The sequence below is a fragment of the Rubrivivax sp. JA1055 genome (assembly GCF_020966565.1).
GTDB lineage: Bacteria > Pseudomonadota > Gammaproteobacteria > Burkholderiales > Burkholderiaceae_C > Rubrivivax > Rubrivivax benzoatilyticus.
This window is the reverse complement of sequence record NZ_JAJKFP010000006.1, coordinates 268,586-284,803: the sequence shown is the minus strand read 5'-3', so window position 1 is coordinate 284,803 and position 16,218 is coordinate 268,586. Positions and strand designations below refer to the sequence as shown.

The 16,218-nt window shown below is 73.5% G+C and carries 16 protein-coding genes; 10 read left to right on the top strand and 6 right to left on the bottom strand.

All coding sequences use genetic code 11. The features are described 5' to 3' along the window. The first annotated feature begins 20 nt into the window (after positions 1-20). From LOC65_RS10745 to LOC65_RS10735, 3 genes are all read left to right on the top strand, one after another. Positions 21-473, top strand: coding sequence for an Hsp20/alpha crystallin family protein (locus LOC65_RS10745; protein WP_009855656.1), 453 nt, complete (start codon positions 21-23; stop codon positions 471-473). Positions 474-495: 22 nt separating this feature from the next. Beyond that, positions 496-879: an Hsp20/alpha crystallin family protein gene (locus LOC65_RS10740; RefSeq protein WP_230247477.1), complete on the top strand. Its 384-nt coding sequence runs from the start codon at positions 496-498 to the stop codon at positions 877-879. Positions 880-958: 79 nt separating this feature from the next. Next, a complete protein-coding gene (locus LOC65_RS10735) occupies positions 959-1,465 on the top strand; it encodes an Hsp20/alpha crystallin family protein (protein ID WP_009855654.1) in 507 nt (168 codons plus the stop codon). A gap of 28 nt (positions 1,466-1,493) precedes the next feature. Here the strand turns inward: LOC65_RS10735 and LOC65_RS19465 are convergent, their stop codons facing one another. Further along, positions 1,494-2,285: a Crp/Fnr family transcriptional regulator gene (locus LOC65_RS19465; RefSeq protein ID WP_009855653.1), complete on the bottom strand. Its 792-nt coding sequence runs from the start codon at positions 2,283-2,285 to the stop codon at positions 1,494-1,496. A 193-nt stretch (positions 2,286-2,478) separates the two neighbouring features. On the opposite strand from LOC65_RS19465, the gene LOC65_RS10720 reads away from it, so the two are divergent. Beyond that, entirely contained in the window at positions 2,479-3,738 is a 1,260-nt protein-coding gene (locus LOC65_RS10720; protein ID WP_230247476.1) for a TetR/AcrR family transcriptional regulator, read from the top strand. Here the strand turns inward: LOC65_RS10720 and LOC65_RS10715 are convergent, their stop codons facing one another. The 3 genes from LOC65_RS10715 to LOC65_RS10705 form a co-directional block, all read right to left on the bottom strand. Then, entirely contained in the window at positions 3,739-4,557 is an 819-nt protein-coding gene (locus LOC65_RS10715) for a ChaN family lipoprotein (RefSeq protein ID WP_009855651.1), read from the bottom strand. Positions 4,558-4,645: 88 nt separating this feature from the next. Continuing rightward, positions 4,646-5,275 (bottom strand): CDP-diacylglycerol--serine O-phosphatidyltransferase, encoded by a 630-nt coding sequence (pssA, locus tag LOC65_RS10710; protein WP_029719060.1) that lies wholly within the window; start codon positions 5,273-5,275, stop codon positions 4,646-4,648. Between the two features lie 79 nt (positions 5,276-5,354). After that, on the bottom strand, positions 5,355-5,828 hold the full coding sequence (locus tag LOC65_RS10705) for a TerB family tellurite resistance protein (protein ID WP_009855649.1): 474 nt from the start codon (positions 5,826-5,828) through the stop codon (positions 5,355-5,357). A 215-nt stretch (positions 5,829-6,043) separates the two neighbouring features. On the opposite strand from LOC65_RS10705, the gene LOC65_RS10700 reads away from it, so the two are divergent. The 6 genes from LOC65_RS10700 to LOC65_RS10675 all read left to right on the top strand — a co-directional run bounded on the left by LOC65_RS10700 (position 6,044) and on the right by LOC65_RS10675 (position 14,825). Continuing rightward, the gene (locus LOC65_RS10700) at positions 6,044-7,171 is read left to right on the top strand and encodes an efflux RND transporter periplasmic adaptor subunit (RefSeq protein ID WP_230247475.1); all 1,128 of its coding nucleotides are present in this window, start codon (positions 6,044-6,046) and stop codon (positions 7,169-7,171) included. An 8-nt stretch (positions 7,172-7,179) separates the two neighbouring features. Continuing rightward, entirely contained in the window at positions 7,180-10,362 is a 3,183-nt protein-coding gene (locus tag LOC65_RS10695) for an efflux RND transporter permease subunit (protein ID WP_164963785.1), read from the top strand. Positions 10,363-10,676: 314 nt separating this feature from the next. Continuing rightward, the gene (locus LOC65_RS10690; RefSeq protein WP_009855646.1) at positions 10,677-11,213 is read left to right on the top strand and encodes a hypothetical protein; all 537 of its coding nucleotides are present in this window, start codon (positions 10,677-10,679) and stop codon (positions 11,211-11,213) included. A 146-nt stretch (positions 11,214-11,359) separates the two neighbouring features. Continuing rightward, positions 11,360-12,334 (top strand): hypothetical protein, encoded by a 975-nt coding sequence (locus LOC65_RS10685; protein ID WP_009855645.1) that lies wholly within the window; start codon positions 11,360-11,362, stop codon positions 12,332-12,334. A 45-nt stretch (positions 12,335-12,379) separates the two neighbouring features. Continuing rightward, a complete protein-coding gene (locus LOC65_RS10680) occupies positions 12,380-13,474 on the top strand; it encodes an AAA family ATPase (RefSeq protein ID WP_230247474.1) in 1,095 nt (364 codons plus the stop codon). Further along, positions 13,467-14,825: a DUF2201 family putative metallopeptidase gene (locus tag LOC65_RS10675; RefSeq protein ID WP_230247473.1), complete on the top strand. Its 1,359-nt coding sequence runs from the start codon at positions 13,467-13,469 to the stop codon at positions 14,823-14,825. The genes LOC65_RS10680 and LOC65_RS10675 overlap by 8 nt, the downstream gene beginning before the upstream one ends. On the opposite strand, the gene LOC65_RS10670 is transcribed toward LOC65_RS10675, so the two are convergent. Together LOC65_RS10670 and LOC65_RS10665 are read right to left on the bottom strand one after the other, a co-directional pair. Next, a complete protein-coding gene (locus tag LOC65_RS10670; protein ID WP_029719062.1) occupies positions 14,826-15,161 on the bottom strand; it encodes a thioredoxin family protein in 336 nt (111 codons plus the stop codon). A gap of 249 nt (positions 15,162-15,410) precedes the next feature. Beyond that, positions 15,411-16,199 carry an SDR family NAD(P)-dependent oxidoreductase gene (locus tag LOC65_RS10665; protein ID WP_230247472.1) on the bottom strand — a complete coding sequence of 263 codons (789 nt, stop codon included), beginning with the start codon at positions 16,197-16,199 and terminating at the stop codon, positions 15,411-15,413. Between the last annotated feature and the right edge of the window lie 19 nt (positions 16,200-16,218).

The window sequence follows — 16,218 nt, the reverse complement described above, 5'->3', positions numbered from 1 at the left end:
CCGACACTAGGAGGTCAACCATGTACCGCACCCTGTTCCCGCGCGACGTCTTCGCCGAGCTGGATCGCCTGCAGCGCGACCTGACGTCGGTGTTCGAAGGCTCACCCAGCATTCGCGGCATCGGCCGCGGCGGGTATCCGGCGCTCAACGTCGGCAGCACCGACAGCGCGTTCGAGGTCTACGCCTTCGCTCCGGGCCTGGACCCGGCCACCATCGACGTCAACCTCGACCGCGGCGTGCTCACGATCGACGGTGAACGCAAGGCCGGCCTGCCGGCGCAAGCCGAAGCCGGCAGCGACAGCAAGCGCACCGTGCACCTGCAGGAGCGCTTCACCGGCCGCTTCCGCCGCGTCGTCAGCCTGCCCGACGACATCGACCCCAACGCCGTCACGGCCGACTACAAGGACGGCGTGCTGCGCGTCAGCGTCCAGCGCCGCGCCGCCGCCCAGCCGCGCCGCATCGCCGTCAACTGAACGCCAGCCTTCGGAGGACACCATGAACGCCGTCACCCAAACCCGTGACACCGCGGCCACCACCGCGGCCCGCGAGCCCGCGCTGCTGCCCCCGGTGGACGTCGTCGAGGACGCGACCGGCATCACGCTCTACGCCGACCTGCCCGGCGTGCCGCGCGAGAACCTGCACCTGCGCGTCGAAGGCGACCAGCTGACGCTGGAAGCCGAGATGGCGCTGGCCTTGCCGCAGGCGCTGCAACCGCAGCACGCCGAGGTGCAGCTGTCGCGCTACCGCCGCGGCTTCACGCTGAGCAAGGAGCTCGACGCCGAAAAGGTCAGCGCCGAGCTGTCGCAAGGCGTGCTGCGCGTGCGCATCCCCAAGGCCGAGCACGCCCAGCGGCGCAAGATCGCCGTCCAGGTCGCCTGACCGCGTGACGACACGCCGGCCGCCGCCGCGGCCGGCGCTTTTTCCATCCGCATCACCCCATCCCCATCGGAGCAACGCCATGAAGATCGACGAGATCCGCCAAGGCTTCGGCACGCTGTGGGACAGCGTCACCGAAGGTTGGGACCGCCTGCGCCAGTCGGCCGCCGGCGCTCTGACCCGGCTGCGGCCGGGCGACGACACCGCCCTGCCCGCGCGCGAGCACGTGGACGACACGCTGTGGATGCCCAGCGCCGGCTGGGCGATGATGGGCGGCGAGGTCTTCGAGGACGACGACCGCCTCGTCGTCCGACTCGAAGCCCCGGGCCTGGAGAAGGAAGACTTCGACGTCCAGGTGCAGGGCGAAGTGCTGGTCGTGCGCGGCAGCAAGCGCTTCGAGCGCGAAAGCACCGAAGGCCGCTGGCGCGTGATGCAGTGCGCCTACGGCGCCTTCCAGCGCACGGTGCCGCTGCCGGTGGCGGTGCGTGGCGAAGACGCCCGCGCCAGCTACCGCAACGGCGTGCTGCGCGTCGAGCTGCCCAAGCTCGCACCGGGCAAGCCGCGCACGGTGTCGGTGCAGGTGGGCTGAAGCGCGCGCCGCGCGCGGGCCGGGCGCCTCACTCGGGGCAGTCTTCCAGCCCGTGCGCGGCCACCTGGGCGAGGCCGGCTTCGTCGACGACGAGCAGGCGCGAGCCCGAACGCTCCACCAGCCCCTGCTGCAGCATCGCGCGCCAGGCGCGGTTCACGCGCTGGCGGCTGCCGCCGACGCTGGCCGCCAGTTCGGCCTGCGAGACGTCGAGCTCGATGCGTGTGCCTTCGGGCCCGTCGTGGCCGAACTGGCGTGCCAGCCGCTGCACCTGGCGCGCCAGGCGCTGGGCCAGCGGCATCGTGTGCAGCTCCTCGAAGCGGCGGAACATGCGCCGCAGGCGCTGGCAGTTCAGCTGCAGCAGCGCGTCGCGCAGTTCGGCGTGCTGGTCCATCAGCTCGCGCAGCGTCGGCTTGGCCAGCACCACCAGCGTCGACGGCATGTGGGCCACGGCGTCCAGGTCGGACGGGCGGTCGTCGATGGCGGCGATGTCGCCGAACCACTGGCCGGGGCCGACGAAGTCGAGCGTGAAGCTGCGGCCGTCGGACAGCGCCGTGCCCAGGCGCACCGCGCCGCGTGCGACGCCGAACCAGCAGGCCGACAGGTCGCCGCGGCTGCCGATGCGCACGCCGGCGGCCACGCGCCGCACCTGGCCGCGCGACAGGATGGCGTCGCGCAGGCCCGGCGACAGGCCGGCGAACCAGGGGCCGGCCTGCAGCGCGGCCTTCTCGCCCAGGCGCAGTTCCTGGTGCGCCGGCAGCGTCGCCCAGGCGGGCAGCGGGCGGCGCAGCAGCGGCAGCTCGATCGGTTCGGCAGTCAGCATGGCGTGGTCTCCGGCACCGGCGGCACCCGCCGCCTCGACAAACCCGTTTTTCGGCCGGTGCCTTGTTAACCCCGATCAAGCGAGAGAAAAACAAGGAAACGACCGCGGCAGCGACCATACCGGGCCCATCGAAAACCCGACATCGGCACAAACCACAGGGCACGGCACGGAACTCGGGCGGCATCGTTGCACCATGCCCGGCCCCACCGCCTCCGCAGCGCCCGACGCCGCGTCCGCCCACGCCCCGCACGGTGCGCGCCGCCGCGAGGCGCTGCTGGACGCCGCGGCACGGCGCTTCAACGAACAAGGCCTGCGCGGCGCGACGCTGGCCGACATCGCCGGCGCCGTCGGCCTGGCGACGAACAGCCTGACGCACTACTTCCGCCGCAAGGAGGAGCTGGCCGCGGCCTGCCTGCTGCGTGCCATCGCCGCGGTCGACGAACTGGCCGCCGAAGCGGCCGCCGAGCCGGGGCTGGAGGCGCGGCTGCGGCGCTTCTTCTGCGGCTTCGCCGCCCGGCTGGCCGAGGTGCACGCCGGCCGCCGCCCCGACCTGGTGGCCTTCAACGACGTGCGTGCGCTGCCCGAGTCGCAGGCCGAGCCGGTGTTCGCGGCCTACAACACGATGTACCGCCGGGTGCGTGCGCTGCTCGACGCCGACGACGCGCCGCGCCTGTCGCGGGCCGAACGCAACGCACGCGGCCACGTCGTGCTGTCGGTCGCCAACTGGCTGCGCAGCTGGATCGTCAGGCACGAGCTGGAGTGCTACGAACGCGCCGCGGCGCGGGTCGCCGAGCTGCTGGTGCACGGGCTGGCGGCGCCGGGCTCGCGCTGGGCGCAGGTGGCCGAGCGGCCGCCCATCGTGCTGGCGCCGCCGGCCGGGGACGCCGCAGCCGAGGCCTTTCTGCAGGCGGCCACCGCGCTCGTCAACGAGCAGGGTTATCGCGGCGCGTCGGTCGAGCGCATCGCCGCGCGGCTGCACCTCAGCAAGGGCGCCTTCTATCACCGCCACGACACCAAGCACGACCTGATCTCGGCCTGTTTCGAGCGCAGCTTCGAGCTGCAGCGCGCGGCGCTGCGCGCGGCCGAGGCGGCACCCGGCAGCGGCTGGCAGCGGGCCGGCGCGGCGGCGCGGGCGATGGCGGGTTTCCAGCTGTCGGCGCAGGGGCCGCTGCTGCGCGCCTCGGCGACCAGCGCGCTGCCCGACGCCGCCGAGCGCGACCGGGTGCAGCGCAGCGGCGAACGCCTGGCGGCGCGCTGCGCCGAGCTGCTGCTGGCCGGCATGGTCGACGGCTCGATCCGGCCGCTGGACCCGGCGCTGGCCGCCGAGCTGCTGCTGGCCGTCGTCAACGCCGGCGCCGAGCTGCCGCTGTGGGTGCCCGAGGCCGGCCGCGACGACGTCGCGCGGCTGATGCTGCAGCCGCTGTTCGAGGGCCTGCGCGCGCCGCCGGTTTGATCAGCGCGCGGCCGGGGCCGCCGGCGCGGCGCGCATCGCGGCGCAGGGGTCGGGGCGCGGCTGGCGCGGCACCTCGATGCGGCGGTCGAATGCCGTCGTGGCGTCGCCGGCCTCGACGACACCGATCGCCTCGGAGCGTGCGCGGGTCGCCGCGCTCAGCCAGCGCGGCGCGCCGACGTCGGTGCGCACGTGGCCGTTGCCGGCCAGCAGCACGGCGCCGCCGCCAGCGTGGGCCTCCAGCGCGCGCGCCATGCTCTGGTCGCGCGCCACCTGGGCCAGCGCCATGCGGCGCGCCGTCGCGGCGTCGAGCTGGCCGCAGTGCGAGCCTTCGATCTCGCCGGCCAGCACGTCGAGCACAGCCGCCGGCACGTCGGCGTCGAAACCTTGCGCGGCCAGGCCCTCGCGCATGACGACGCGGGCGTCGGCGCGCGAGACGTTGGCGGCGACGATGGGCACGCCGGCGCGCAGCGCGGCGGCGACGAACGGGCGGTAGAAGTCCCAGTTCCAGCCCGGCCCGCCGGCCGCGGCGATCAGCGCCGCGGCGTCGCCGCCGGCGGCGCGCGCGGCATCCAGGGCACCCTGGCGCTCGCGGTCGAACTGCTCCATCACCAGCGCCGGGCGCTCGCCGCGCGCCAGCACGGCCTCGAAGGCGGCCAGGCGCAGCGCGTGCGCAGCGGCGTTGTCGTGCACCTCGCCAAGCAGCACGACGGGGCGCTGCAGCTGCAGCGGCGGCGCGGCACAGGCACCCAGCGCGGTGCAGGCGGCGAAGACGGCCGCGATGCGGCGCAGGCGGGAGACGGGCGGCGTCAGGACGGTCACGACAGCTTCCTCGGGGACGAACGTGAACGGCTGGCGGCGGCTGGCGCGTGGAGAACCCGGCAGGCGCCAGCGCCCGCCGGGCCGGCGATCAGAGCTTGGGGATGCGGATGCGGCTGATCATCAGCGAGCCCGACACCGCGTAGATCAGCACCAGCGGGTGCAGCACGAAGCCGGCGACGTGGATCTGGCCGAACCACAGGTCCTGGCGCACGTGGCCCAGCGCGGCGGCCACGGCGAGCAGCGCGACGATCAGGATCGAGGTCGGGATCGGCGTGCCCTCGAAGTACTTGACCTTGTCGCCGCCCTCCGAGAGCGTCTCGGCGGTGACGTTGTAGCGCGCCAGCCGAGACACGCCGCAGGCGACGAAGTAGACCAGCACGATGCGGTCGTACAACCCCTGCATGCCGACGCCGTAGGCCATGATGGCCGGGGCGACGCCGAAGGAGATCACGTCGGCCAGCGAGTCGAGCTCGCGGCCCATCGCCGAGCTCTTCTGTCGCCAGCGCGCGATGCGGCCGTCGAGCACGTCGAAGACCAGCGCGGCCAGCACCAGCGCGGCGGCAAAGTAGACGTGCAGCACGTCGCCGGTCTCGAGATAGGTCATCGTCGAGAACAGCGCCCCGACGCCGCAGATCGCGTTGCCGAGGGTGAACCAGTCCGCGAGATGGAACTCGCGGATCATCGAGAAGGGCTTCTTGGGCGGGAGAGGCGTCGTCATGGGCAGGGTCGCGGCCGCCTTCGCGCGCGGCCGGGGCGCCAGTGTACGGGGGCCGGGCGAGCCGCCGGGCCGGGGTGCGTCAGGTCTTGTGCACGACGCCGGCGGCCTCGCGTGCGCGGCGCTTGGCATGCACGTAGGCGCCGTGCGGCACGTGCAGCAGGTCGGCGATGCGCCACAGCAGGTGCTGCTCGTGGGCGCCGAGCGTGCCGTCGGCATAGGCCACGCGCCACATCGCCTCGACGATGGCGATCTTCTGCTCCATGTCCCAGGCGTCGTTGATCGCCGAGGTGAAGCCGAACAGGTCGCTGGCACCGGCCACCGTGCGCTCGGCGAGCTCGACGAGGCGCTCCAGCTCGTCGTCGGCGAGGCCGAACTGCGTGCGCAGCGTCGCCAGCACCGAGGCGCGTTCAGCCGGCGAGATCCCGGGCTCGGAGCGCATCACCTCGACGAGCAGCGCGGCGCAGGCCAGCTGCAGCGTGTGCACGTCCTGGCGCGCGGGGGCGTCGCGGCGCGGGGCGACGGCGTCGAACAGGTCCTTCAGGGTCTTGAGCATCGTGTCGGGACGGCGGCGGCCAAGGCGCCGCCAGCCCCCGAGGGTAGCGCGTGCGGCGATGCCCCCGCCCGGGGCGGCGTTCGTCGCGTGCCGGGGCCGTCCCGGTGCCGCCGCGGCCGGCCTTCGTCGCAGCGGCCGGGCGGCGGCGGCCGGCTTTCGTTACGCTCGCGGCTTTTGTCGAGACCGATGCCGCCCGCCGCGGCCCGCCGATGTCCATGCGCCACGCCCTGACCGCCGTCTGCCTCGCCTGTCTGCTCGCCGCCTGCGGCAAACCCTCCAGCCCCGACGCCAACGGCGCCGCCGCCGCACCGACGCTTTACATCGCCGCCGAGGACATCGTCACCGTGCAGTCCAGCGCCATCGCCGGCGGCCCGGTGATCACCGGCTCGATCCAGCCCGAACGCCGCGCCGACCTGGCCGCCGAGGTCGCGGCGGTCGTCGTGCAGGTGTTGAAGGACAACGGCGAGCCGGTGCGCCGCGGCGACCTGCTGATGCGCCTGGACGACACCGCGCTGCGCGAGAGCCTGGCCTCGGCCGAGGAATCGGTGCGTGCGTCGACGCAGGCCTGGGAGCAGGCCGAACGCCAGGTGCAGCGGCTGAAGACGCTGCAGCAGCAGGGCATGATCTCCACGCAGGCGCTGGAAGACGCCGAGATCCGGCGCAACAACACGCAGAGCGAGCTGGTCGCGGCACGCGCCCGCGCGGTGTCGGCGCGCCAGCAGGTCACGCGCACGCTGGTGCGCGCCCCGTTCGACGGCATCGTCAGCGAGCGCCGCGTCTCGGTCGGCGACACGGTGCAGATCGGGCGCGAGCTGGTGAAGGTCGTCGACCCGGCGAGCATGCGCTTCGAGGGCCTGGTCTCGGCCGACCGCGTGGCCGAGCTGAAGACCGGGCAGGCGGTGCGCTTCCGCGTCAACGGCTACGGCCGCGACGAGTTCAGCGGCCGCGTGCGCCGCATCGACGCCACGGCCAACGCGACGACGCGCCAGGTGGCGCTGATCGTCGACTTCGCCGACGCCGCCCAGGCGCCGCGTGTGGCCGGGCTGTTCGCCGAAGGCCGCGTAGAGACCGGCAGCACCGACCGGCTGACGCTGCCCGAGAGCCCGATCGTGCGCAGCGGCGAGGCCGCCGCCGTCTGGCGCCTGGACGGCAAGGCGCTGCAGCGTGTGGCCGTCAAGCTGGGCGACCGCGACGCGCGCACCGGGCTGGTCCCGGTGCTGTCGGGCCTGGCCGCCGGTGACCAGGTGCTGCGCAACCCGTCGCGCACGCTGACGCCCGGCCAGGGCTACGAGCTGAAGCAGGCCGGCGCCGCCAGCGCCGCCGCGGCTTCGGCCGCGAAGTGAGGCGCGGCATGCTGCTGTCCGAATTCAGTGTCAAGAAGCCGGTGGCGATGGTCGTCGTGATCATCGCCATGATGGCGCTGGGCCTGCTGGCGCTGTCGCGGCTCAAGGTCAACCAGCTGCCCGACGCCGAGCAGCCGGTGCTGGCGGTGACCATCCCCTACCCCGGCGCGTCACCCGAGACGGTGGAGCGCGAGGTCGTCGACCGCATCGAGAAGGCGCTGCAGGGCATCTCCGGCGTCGACCAGCTGCGCTCGACCTCGGCCGAGGGCAGCGCCACGCTGATCATCGTCTTCGACTTCGGCAAGGACCTGGTGCTGGCCTCCGACGAGGTGCGCAACGCGATCGGCTCGGTGCGCCACAAGCTGCCGGTGGAGATGCGCGAGCCGGTGCTGCAGCGGCTGGACCCGAACACCCAGCCGATCATGCAGCTGGCGCTGTCGTCGACGACGCAGAGCCACGCCGAGATCTCGCGCCTGGCCGAGGACCAGCTGGCCGACCGCTTCCGCGCCATCCCGGGGGTGGCGGTGGTCAACGTCGGCGGCGCGCTGTCGCGCGAGCTGTCGGTGCTGCTGCGTGCGCAGAAGCTGCGCGAGTACGAGGTCTCGGTGACCGAGGTCGTGGCCGCGCTGCGCGCCCAGAACGCCACCGCGCCGGTGGGCAAGGTGCGCGGCACGCTGGAGGACCAGAGCATCCGCCTCGTCGGCCGCATCGAGCACCCGGCGGACTTCGGCCAGATCGTCATCAAGCGCCGCGGCAACGAGCTGGTGCGGCTGGCGCAGGTGGCGGTCATCGAGGACGGTTATGCCGAGCTGACCAGCCGCTCGATCCGCAACGGCAACCCCAACGTCGGGCTGTCGATCACGCGCACCCGCGAGGCCAGCACGGTCAGCGTCGCCGACGAGGTGCGCCGCGTCGCCGAGGACATCCGCAAGACGCTGCCCGAGGGCACGACGCTGACCGTCACGCGCGACGGCGGCGAGGAGGCGCAGAGCAGCCTGGACAACGTGATCCACGCGCTGGTCTTCGGCGCCGGGCTGACGGTGTTCGTGGTCTACCTGTTCCTGAACTCCTGGCGCTCGACGCTGATCACCGCGCTGTCGCTGCCGACCTCGGTGCTGGCGGCCTTCATCGCCGTCTGGGCCTGCGGCTTCACGCTGAACTTCATGAGCCTGCTGGGGCTGTCGCTGGCCATCGGCGTGCTGATCGACGACGCCATCGTCGTGCGCGAGAACATCGTGCGCCACCTGGAGATGGGCAAGGACCGCATCTCGGCGGCGCTGCAGGGCACGTCCGAGATCGGCCTGGCGGTGACGGCGACGACGTTCTCGATCGTCGCGGTGTTCATCCCGATCGGCGTCATGCCCGGGCTGGCCGGCGAGTGGTTCCGGCCCTTCGGCCTCACGGTCGTCGCCTCGGTGCTGGTCAGCCTGTTCGTCAGCTTCACGCTCGACCCGATGCTGTCGGCCTACTGGGGCGACCCGCCGGGGCGCCACCTGCAGCCCAAGCGCGGCATCGAGGCCAAGCTGGCGCGGCTCAACGCCTGGTTCGACGAACTGGCCGAACGTTATTCGCGTGTCGTCGGCTGGGCGCTGCACCACCGGCGCTGGATGACGGCTTTCGCGGTGGCGAGCTTCGTCGCCGCGCTGGCGCTGCAGGCCAAGTTCGGCGGCACGAGCTTCCTGCCGACCTCGGACGTCGGCACGATCGCCGTCGAGGTGCGCACGCCGGCGTCGAGCAGCCTGGAGTACGCGCGGCTGAAGGTCGAGGCCGCCGCGGCGCTGGCGCGCGAGATGCCGGAGACGGTGGCCACCAACAGCTCGGTCAACCCGAACGGCGGCCGCGTCTTCGTCGACATCGGCAAGAGCACCGAACGCCGGCGCTCGGGCACCGAGATCGCGACCGACCTGCGCGCCCGCGTCTCGCGCCTGGTCGGCGCCGAGTACGCGGTCATCGACGACCTGAACAACGGCGCGCAGAAGCCGGTGCAGATCCGCTTCTCGGGCCCCGACTCGCGCCGGCTGCTGGAGATCACCAACGAGTTCATGGCCCGGCTGCGCCAGGTGCCGGGCGCGGTGGATGTCGCGCTGTCGGAGCAGGACCCGCAGGTCGAGCTGAAGATCGAGCTCGACCGGGGCCTGGCCAACACGCTCGGCATCTCGGCGGCCGACGCCGCGCAGGCGCTGCGTGTGGCGTTTGCCGGCGTCGAGGCCGGCGACTGGATCGACCCCAGCGGCGAGACGCGCGACGTCGCCGTGCGCCTGCACCCCGACGACCGTGTCGACGCCGGCAACATCGAGCGCCTGCCGATCGCCGTCAGCGGCGCCAACATGCTGGTGCCGCTGGAGCAGATCGCCACCGTGACCGTCGGCCGCGGGCCGTCGCAGATCCAGCACGCCGACGGCAAGCGCATGATCGCCGTGGCCGCCAACGCCCAGGGACGTTCGGCCGGCGAGGTGACCGCCGACGCGCTGAAGATCGCGCGCTCGATGGACTTCCCGCCGGGCTACGCGCTGGAGCTGGCGGGCACCTCGCGCGACCAGGAGATGGTGTTCCGCGACCTGGGCACGGCGCTGTTTGCCGGCATCGGGCTGATGTACCTGATCCTGGTGATGCAGTTCGGCTCGTTCACGACGCCGCTGGCGGTGATGCTGTCGCTGCCGCTGTCGCTGATCGGCGTCGTGCTGGCGCTGCTGGCCACCGGCGGCACGCTGAACCTGATGAGCTTCATCGGCGTCATCATGCTGATGGGCCTGGTGGCCAAGAACGCGATCCTGCTGCTCGACGCCGCGCGCGCCCGCGAGGCCGAGGGCCTGGACCGCGAGGAGGCGCTGGCCGCCGCCGGCCGCCAGCGGCTGCGGCCGATCCTGATGACGACGCTGGCGCTGATCGCCGGCATGCTGCCGGTGGCCGTGGGCGTCGGCGAAGGCGGCGAGTTCTACCGCCCGATGGCCGTGGCCATCATCGGCGGCACGATCACCAGCACGCTGCTGACGCTGCTCGTCATCCCGAGCTTCTACGACAGCATCGAGACCTCGCGCGACCGTGCGCTGGCCAAATACCGCCGCCGCGCCGAGGGCCGGCACCCGGCACTGGCCTTCGTCACGACGCTGGCCGAGGCGCTGGCGACGCTGCTCGGGCTGCGCATGGTCTGGCGGCTGCTGCGTTCGCGCCTGGGCGGCGCGCGGGCCTGAGCCGGGGGGCCGCCGAACGGCGGCCGCCCAAAACAAAGCCCGCAGGCCGTCACCGGCTGCGGGCTCGTCCGTTGTCGAGTGGCGGGGCCGTGGCGGCGCTTCGACGCGGGATTCCAGGCACGGGGTCACGGGTTCCCGGGTTCCGCCCAATGTGCGGTCGGTTGCGTGCCTTGAATGGAGCCACTGTAGCCCGGCCGCGTGACGGCGATGTGTCGAACTGACCCGTCCGAGGGGGGCAGATCCACGCATCCACGGGGCCGCAGAGGACATCGCGGCGGCGCGCGCGGCGCGGCAGAATGCGCCGCAGACCGGCGATGAAGTACCGCGAACTCGTCCTCTTCAACGGCGAACGTTTCCTGGTGCCCCAGGGCATCCAGCGCATCGACACGGGCGCCACGCACGGCTGGCAGGTGCGCTACCAGGGCACGCGGCTGTTCTCCGACCACACGCGCGACGGCAGCGGCGCGCGCCAGGCCTTCGAGCTGGCGACACGCGAGCTGATGCGCCGCATCGCCGCCCTGCCCGCCCCGGTGACGCTGCAGCGCGCGCCCAGCGCGCACAAGACCAGCGCGCTGCCGCCGGGCATCTCGGGGCCGATCATCCGCACGAAAAAAGGCAGCACCACACGCACCGCGGTGCTGTCGGTGCTGCTGCCGTGTTACGGCGCGCCGGCGCGGCGCACCAGCGTGCACATCGGCAGCGAGAACACCTACAGCGTCGAGCGCTTCGAGCAGGCGCTGGCGCGCGCCGTCGAGCTGCGCGCCGAGGCCGAACGTGCCTACACCGCGGCCGCCACCCAGGCCCGCCGCCGTGCCGGGCTGGCGATGCGGCGCGTGCTGCGCGACGCTTGAGTTGCCGGCCAGCACGGCGGCGGCCGCGGCGGCACAATTCGCGTCATTCGCAGCCGGCGAGCGCCACGGCATCCCGCCGGCCCGCGCTGCGTCCCGAGGGCCGCCCTGGACGGCGGCCGATGTTCCGCCGAGCACGAGGTGAGCCGTTGAGCACCGCCGTCCCGCTGACCCACCACGAGATTCTCGAACTCGTCGCGCCCTTCAGCCGCAGCGGGCGCCGCGTCGACCTCGCCGCCAGCGACCGCATCGCGCGCCGGCTGCGCTTCAAGCCGTTGCAGCACGCGCCCGAGGCACCGCTGGACCAGACCCTGCACGAGGAGCTGGAGCTCGAGAGCTTCGCCGCCGACGACCACCGCGTGACGCGCCGCCTGCGCGGCGACGACGGCCTCGAGGCGGTGCTGGTGGCCGACGGCCCCGACGTCGGCGAGCTGGCCCAACGCATCGCCGCGGTGCCGCTGGCGCGCCACTTCCTCGCCGGCGAGGGCTGGCGTGCGGTGCTGTCGCACCGGGCGCGGCTGTCGGGCGACGGCGTTGCCACGGTCATCCTGACCGAGGCCCGCGCACGTGTCGCCGGGCTGGACCTCAAGCTCAAGGTCTCCGGTGTCGCGGGCATCAACGCCGACCTGGAGCTGATGCCGCGCGCCGGCCAGACGATCAGCCTGCCCGACGACCTGCTGGCCGTGCTGGGCTGGCCCTGGACCTGCATCGCGCGGCTGCGCGAGGGCTGGGGCGGCGCGCTGCGGCTCAAGGGCGACGGCGCCGAACGCACCCGCGACGCCGAGCACAAGCTGGTGCAGACGCTGGACCACCTGGCGCGCACGCTGGCCGGCACGCCGCGCGAGTTCCACGAGCGCATGGCGCGCGAGCGCTGGCGCGTCACGCTGCGCCGCGCGGTGCCGATGCTGGTCAGCGTGGCGCTGATCGCCGGCGCGGCGATGGTGCCGCTGGTCGAGCTGTCGCAGAACTCGGTCTGGCGCATGCTCGTCTTCCATTCGCCGGCCTTCCTGCTGATGCTGTTCTTCTGCCTTGGCGAGATGCCGCGGCTGGAGTTCCCGCCGCTGCCGCGCCTGGCGCGCGCCGGCTCCTGGGAGCCCCAGGCGCCGGCCGCGCCGTCCGCCTGAAAACCCTCCCACCCTGCCCCGACCCCCACGATGCTCGGCAACCCGATGAACATCCCTCCGGTCTCGATCGCCGCGGCCAAGGCCGCGCTGGTCGAGCAGTTCGGCGACCCCGTGCTGCGCCGCCGCGCCTCGATGCTGTGGGGCACACGCGGCGTCGGCAAGTCGTCGATCGTGCGCCAGGTCGCCGAGCACCACGGCGTGCCGCTGATCGACCTGCGCCTGACGACGATCGAGCCGGTGGACATCCGCGGCGCGATCTACGCCGACGACCGGCTGGAGAAGACGGTCTGGTTCCCGCCCGAGTTCCTGCCGCAGGCCGACCAGCCCGCCGGCCTGCTCTTCCTCGACGAGCTGACCGCCGCCGACCAGCGGCTGCAGGTCTCGGCCTACTCGCTGATCCTTGACCGCCGGGTCGGCCGCTACGAGCTGCCGCCGGGCTGGATGGTCGTCGCCGCCGGCAACGCCAGCTTCCACGGCGCGGTCTGCCACGACATGGGCACGGCGCTGGCCGACCGCATGTTCCACTTCAACGTGCAGACCGTCGTCGAGGCCTTCCTGCAGCACGCCATCGCGCACGACTTCGCGCCCGAGGTCATGGCCTACCTGAAGGTGCGGCCCGACAAGCTCGACGACACCCAGGCCCAGCTCGCCGCCGACCACCTGATCGGCGCCAGCCCGCGCGGCTGGGAGGACGTGTCCAACGTGCTGAAGAGCGGCCTCGGCGACGCCGCCAAGCGGGTCTTCGTGCAGGGCCGCATCGGCGCGGCCAACGCCGCCGAGTTCTTCGGCGTGCTGCGCGAGATCCAGTCCGGCGCCGACGTCGTCAAGCTGCTCGCCGCCCGCCCCGGCGAGGAGACCGCGGCGCTGCTGCCGCGCACGCTGGACGGCCTGTACGGGATGATCTACGGCCTGCTGGCCGCGGCCAACGACGACCGCGCGCTGGACCGCGCGCTGGAGATCATCGAGCAGCTGCCCGACGCGCGCACCCAGGTCGCGCTGCCGATCCGCGAAGCGCAGACGCTGGCCATGGAGCTGCTGATGCAGAAGGCGCTGGAAGGCGGCATGGAAGGCACGATCCTCGACAGCCCGGCCTACCGCCGCTACAGCGAACGCCGCCAGCGCGAAGGCCAGAATGCCTGAACCGGCGTCGGTGCACCGGCACCGCGGCACGCGCGCGGTGCAGCGCATGGTGGAGTTCGCGCCGTCCACCGGCGGGCTGGCGCTGTGGGCCCACCACCGCGACCGCCCGGCCGACGAGCCGGCGCCGATCATCGCCACCGACGGCCACACGATCTGGTACGGCGCGGCCTTCGAGTCGCTGACGCTGCCCGAGCAGGCCGGCCTGGTGGCGCACGAGGTGCTGCACGTCGCGCTGCGCCACGCCCAGCGCTACACCGAGCTGCAGCAGCTCGTCGGCGACGTCGACCTGCCGCTGTTCAACCTCTGCGCCGACGCCATCGTCGACAGCACGCTCGGCCACCTCAGCTGGCTGGAGCTGCCGGCCGGCGCGGTGCTGCTCGACCGGCTGCTCGCCAGCACGCTGGGCATCGAGACGACGCTGGAGAAGGCGCTGCTCGAATGGGACGTCGAGCGCCTGTACCGCGAGATCGACGATCGCCGCCAGGACGGCCGCGACGGCCGGCGCCAGGGACAGAAGCAGCAGGAAGGCGGCGACGACGGCAAGGCCTCCCGGCGCAGCAGCGCCACGTCCTCGAAGGAGAGCGAGGACGGCCAGGGCGAACGCTCCGACGGCCCGCGTTCTGGGCGCGCCCGCGCACTGGCGCGCGGCCTGGTGCCCGACCTGCTGCCTGGCCGCCACGGCGCCGGCAGCCCCGAGGACGAGGCCGAGGCCTCGCGCGAGTGGCGCGAGCGCCTGACACGCGCCCACGCCGGCGACGGCGCGCACTCGATGCTGCGCACGCTGCTGGCCGACCTGCCGAAGACGCGCACGCCCTGGGAACAGGTGCTGCGGCTGCAGCTCGGCCGCGCGCTGGCGCCCAGCGCCGAGACCTCGTGGTCGCGCCCGGCGCGCTCCTACATCGCCAACCAGGGCCGCATGGGCTCGCGCCGCATGCCCTTCGAGCCCGGCCGCACGCAGAGCAAACGCGTGCCGCGGCTGGCGGTCGTCGTCGACGTCTCGGGCTCGGTCGACGATGCGCTGATGGAGCGTTTCGCGCGCGAGATCGAGGCCATCACGCGGCGGCTGGAGACCGGGCTGGTGCTCGTCGTCGGCGACGAGCGCGTGCAGCGGGTCGAACGTTTCAAGCCCGGCCAGTCGGACCTGCGCGCCATCGAGTTCCACGGCGGCGGCGGCACCGACTTCACGCCGCTGCTCGAAGAAGCCGACCGGCACCGGCCGGACATCGGCGTCGTGCTGACCGACCTCGACGGCCCGGCGCGCTTTCGCCCGCACTGGCCGGTGGTCTGGGCGGTGACGGCCAAGGACGCCCACGCCGAGGCGCCGTTCGGCCGCAAGCTCGTGCTCGACTGATCAGGCCGCCGCGTCGGCCAGCGCCTGCCAGGCGCGGCGCAGCTCGTGCTCGCCCTGCGGGCGCACGACGCGCGCGATCTCGCGGCCACGGTGCAGGAACACGAGCGTCGGCCACAGCTTGACCGCGAAAGAACGCCCCAGCGGGCGGCCGCGGCCGTCTTCGACCTGGCGGTGGGCGATGGCCGGGAACTGCGCACGCACGGCGGCGATCGCCGGCTGCGCGCCCAGGCAATGCGGGCACCAGCCGGTGCCGAACTCGAGCACGACGGGCGCATCCAGCGCATCGACCTCGTCGCGGGTCGGCTCGCGCTCGGCTGGCAAGGGCGTTGCGGGCATGCGTGTCTCCTGGTTCTCGGTCTTGTCGGGGCGAGTATCGCTGCGCGGCCTGTCGGGGGCGCTGAGGAAGGCGGCGCGAGAGGCGTGGTGTCTTCGTCGCGGGGGCGGGAGGGACGGGGTCAGGTCTTGCGAGACCTGACCCCGGGCTGCCCAGGAGGGACGGGGTCAGGTCTTACGAGACCTGACCCCGGGCTGCCCAGGAGGGACGGGGTCAGGTCTTGCGAGACCTGACCCCAGGCTCCACGCAGCTCAGAACGTGCCCGGGTAGGCGCCGCCGTCCAGCAGCAGGTTCTGCCCGGTGAAGAACCCGGCGTGCGCGCTGCAGACGAAGGCGCAGAAGGCGCCGAACTCGTCGGCGCTGCCGAAGCGCCCGGCCGGGGCCTGGCGGCGGCGGGCCTCGATCACCGCATCGAGCGGCTGGCCCGTCTTGGCGGCACCGGCGGCCAGCGTGGCACGCAGCCGGTCGGTGTCGAAGGCGCCGGGCAGCAGGTTGTTGATCGTCACGTTGCGCCCGGCCAGCGCCGGCTGGCGCGCGAGACCGGCGACGAAGCCGGTGAGGCCGGAGCGGGCGCCGTTGGACAGGCCGAGCACGTCGATCGGCGCCTTCACTGCGCCCGAGGTGATGTTGACGACGCGGCCGAAGCCGCGCTCGGCCATCGCGTCGACGGTGGCGCGCATCAGCGCGATCGGCGCCAGCATGTTGGCGTCCAGTGCGGCGATCCAGGCTTCGCGCTCCCAGGTGCGGAAGTCGCCCGGCGGCGGCCCGCCAGCGTTGTTGACGAGGATGTCGACCTGCGGCGCGGCGGCCAGCGCCGCGGCGCGGCCGGCTTCGGTCGTGATGTCGCCGACGACCGCACGCACCTCGACGGCCGGGTTCAGCGCCCGCAGTTCGGCCGCCGTGGCCTCCAGCGCCTCGGCGCCGCGCGCGGTGACGACGACGTTGACGCCCTCGCCAACCAGCGCGCGTGCGCAGCCCTTGCCCAGCCCCTTGCTGGCGGCGCAGACCAGCGCCCAGCGTCCTGCGATGCCCAGATCCATTCGTGTCTCCTCCAGAGTT

Excerpts from the sequence above, each read along its gene's own strand:
- pssA (WP_029719060.1), bottom strand. The coding sequence starts at position 5,275 with ATGACGACGCCTCTCCCGCCCAAGAAGCCCTTCTCGATGATCCGCGAG.
- LOC65_RS10665 (WP_230247472.1), bottom strand. The coding sequence starts at position 16,199 with ATGGATCTGGGCATCGCAGGACGCTGGGCGCTGGTCTGCGCCGCCAGC.
- LOC65_RS10745 (WP_009855656.1), top strand. The coding sequence starts at position 21 with ATGTACCGCACCCTGTTCCCGCGCGACGTCTTCGCCGAGCTGGATCGC.
- LOC65_RS10720 (WP_230247476.1), top strand. The coding sequence starts at position 2,479 with ATGCCCGGCCCCACCGCCTCCGCAGCGCCCGACGCCGCGTCCGCCCAC.
- LOC65_RS10700 (WP_230247475.1), top strand. The coding sequence starts at position 6,044 with ATGCGCCACGCCCTGACCGCCGTCTGCCTCGCCTGTCTGCTCGCCGCC.
- LOC65_RS10705 (WP_009855649.1), bottom strand. The coding sequence starts at position 5,828 with ATGCTCAAGACCCTGAAGGACCTGTTCGACGCCGTCGCCCCGCGCCGC.
- LOC65_RS10695 (WP_164963785.1), top strand. The coding sequence starts at position 7,180 with ATGCTGCTGTCCGAATTCAGTGTCAAGAAGCCGGTGGCGATGGTCGTC.
- LOC65_RS10670 (WP_029719062.1), bottom strand. The coding sequence starts at position 15,161 with ATGCCCGCAACGCCCTTGCCAGCCGAGCGCGAGCCGACCCGCGACGAG.
- LOC65_RS10735 (WP_009855654.1), top strand. The coding sequence starts at position 959 with ATGAAGATCGACGAGATCCGCCAAGGCTTCGGCACGCTGTGGGACAGC.
- LOC65_RS10740 (WP_230247477.1), top strand. The coding sequence starts at position 496 with ATGAACGCCGTCACCCAAACCCGTGACACCGCGGCCACCACCGCGGCC.
- LOC65_RS10690 (WP_009855646.1), top strand. The coding sequence starts at position 10,677 with ATGAAGTACCGCGAACTCGTCCTCTTCAACGGCGAACGTTTCCTGGTG.
- LOC65_RS19465 (WP_009855653.1), bottom strand. The coding sequence starts at position 2,285 with ATGCTGACTGCCGAACCGATCGAGCTGCCGCTGCTGCGCCGCCCGCTG.
- LOC65_RS10675 (WP_230247473.1), top strand. The coding sequence starts at position 13,467 with ATGCCTGAACCGGCGTCGGTGCACCGGCACCGCGGCACGCGCGCGGTG.
- LOC65_RS10680 (WP_230247474.1), top strand. The coding sequence starts at position 12,380 with ATGAACATCCCTCCGGTCTCGATCGCCGCGGCCAAGGCCGCGCTGGTC.